The organism is Isobaculum melis, assembly GCF_900111355.1.
Taxonomy (GTDB): Bacteria; Bacillota; Bacilli; order Lactobacillales; family Carnobacteriaceae; genus Isobaculum; species Isobaculum melis.
Genome location: NZ_FOHA01000040.1, coordinates 1 through 2,026, shown reverse-complemented (window position 1 = coordinate 2,026; position 2,026 = coordinate 1). Strand labels below are relative to the sequence as shown.

Sequence of the window (2,026 nt, the reverse complement as noted above, 5' to 3'; positions counted from 1 at the left end):
CGTTTTTTAGCAGCATCACTAAGAAGTCTAAAAACATTTGGCGCCGAAAACATTTTTCCATATATATCTAATTCAGCACCTACATATGCTGCAAGCCCACCACCTAAGCTATGACCAGTCACACTCATATTTTGTGGATTGTATGTATTTTTAATCTCATTTGCAAAATTTAAAGCTGTATCAAATTGGGTTGGTATCGGATTTCCCATGCCGTCTACCTTGTCGCTTACACCAAATATAATTTGATTAATATCAGCATTGATATCACCGTCTCCTGCACTGGGCTCGGTTCCGCGATATGAAATGATGATATTTGAGAAGTTACCTTTGTCATAGTCTTTTTTTGAAACAACGGCTATTCCTTGTGCGCCATTTCCATCTGGATTGTCGAGTTTGGCTACAATTACATAATTGGAATCATAAAATTGATACCCTATATTTAACTCATCTGTACTATATGTCTTTTCAGCGATATCTTTATAAACAATATCTGGAATTGAAGGAAGTGTTGGCATATTAGGCATAATAAAGTCTCTCCTTTATGTTATAATCATGTTAATTATACGTAAAGGAATGGAAATAAACAATGGCTAAGAAAAAAATAATCATTGCAACAGGAGCGTTTATTTTATTACTTTTAGGAGGTTATCAAATTATGCAGCATAAAGAGACTAAAGTATATGAACAACAAAAAATTGAACAAAAATTTTGGGATGAACAAAAAGTTCGCATTGAAAAATTTATTAGATATAACTTTAAGGATATTGAGTCAGTTACTTTTACAGAAAACTACAAAACACCAATGAGCGTTGCAATAAAAGGTTATATTAATGAAGATAAGAAGAATTTAAATTTTATTGCTACAATTTCTAATGAGCAAGATTTTTTTGAAAAAGGATTTGCTTCTTCACCAGGGATATCAAGAATGGCAATAAATTCTTCCCATATATTATCAGTAACTGAAATAGAAGAATTAGAAAAAACTAAGGATACGGAGAATTAAAATTTTTCAAGTATTATCTCAGTGTAAAGTCTCTTCTTCACACATGATTAGTGTTATTTACATGTAAAGGAATGAAAATAAACAATGACTAAGAAGAAAATAATCATTGCAGCAGGAGTGTTTATTTTATTACTACTAGGAGGATACAAATATATAGAGCATCAAGAGAATAAGGAACAAAAGCAACAAAAGACTGAACAAATATTTTGGTCTGAACAAAAAATCCGCATTGAAAAATTCATAAAGTACAATTTTAATGATATTGAAACAGTTACTTTCACTGAAACATATAAAACACCAATGAGCGTCGGTATACATGGCTACGTAAATAATGATGAAGAAAATTTATATTTTAGCGCAACTATTTATAATGAACAGGATACTTTTGAAGCTGATATAACTGTACATCCTGAACTAGATAAACTTTCAAAAGAGCCGTATCACGTATTCTCAGTATCGGAAATTGAAGAATTAGAAGAGTAAAACTGATATTTAAAATATTAAACATACCTATATTTCAAGCAAAGATAACCTTGTAAAGGAATGAAAATAAACAATGACTAAGAAGAAAATAATCATTACAACAGGAGCGTTTATTTTATTACTTTTAGGAGGTTATCAATTTATGAAGCATCAAGAAAATCAAGAAGTTGAACAACAGAAAATTGAACAGATATTTTGGGATGAACAAAAAGTTCGTATTGAAGAATACATAAAATATAATTTTAATGATATTGAATCCATTACTTTTACAAAAACAGATAAAACACCAATGAGTGTTGGTATACACGGTTATGTTAATGGAGATGAGAAAAAATTGTATTTTATTGCACCAATATATAATGAAGAAGACAAGTTTGATACTGATTTGACGACTGTTTCTAAATTAGGAAAACTGGCAAAAAATATTTCTCATTTTTTCTCAGTGACGGAAATTGAAGAATTGGAATCGGAGCAAGAATAATTACAAAACAATTCCTTGCGCGCCATTTCTGTCTGGATTATCAAGCTTTTTTAGAAGAA

General features: G+C 30.2%; 4 protein-coding genes. 3 read left to right on the top strand and 1 reads right to left on the bottom strand.

Features of this window, described 5'->3' with window-relative positions; all coding sequences use genetic code 11:
- Nucleotides 1–524: Tle-like phospholipase domain-containing protein (locus tag BMW29_RS13775; RefSeq protein WP_218139676.1), on the bottom strand; the 524-nt coding region annotated here is incomplete at its 3' end.
- A gap of 62 nt (nucleotides 525–586) precedes the next feature.
- On the opposite strand from BMW29_RS13775, the gene BMW29_RS13770 reads away from it, so the two are divergent.
- The 3 genes from BMW29_RS13770 (at nucleotide 587) to BMW29_RS13760 (ending at nucleotide 1,967) form a co-directional block, all read left to right on the top strand.
- Nucleotides 587–1,003, top strand: coding sequence for a DUF1433 domain-containing protein (locus BMW29_RS13770; protein ID WP_092654330.1), 417 nt, complete (start codon nucleotides 587–589; stop codon nucleotides 1,001–1,003).
- 84 nt (nucleotides 1,004–1,087) lie between these two features.
- Nucleotides 1,088–1,486 carry a DUF1433 domain-containing protein gene (locus BMW29_RS13765; protein ID WP_092654329.1) on the top strand — a complete coding sequence of 133 codons (399 nt, stop codon included), beginning with the start codon at nucleotides 1,088–1,090 and terminating at the stop codon, nucleotides 1,484–1,486.
- A gap of 73 nt (nucleotides 1,487–1,559) precedes the next feature.
- Nucleotides 1,560–1,967, top strand: a complete 408-nt coding sequence (locus tag BMW29_RS13760; RefSeq protein ID WP_092654328.1) for a DUF1433 domain-containing protein — start codon at nucleotides 1,560–1,562, stop codon at nucleotides 1,965–1,967.
- The last annotated feature ends 59 nt before the right edge of the window (nucleotides 1,968–2,026 follow it).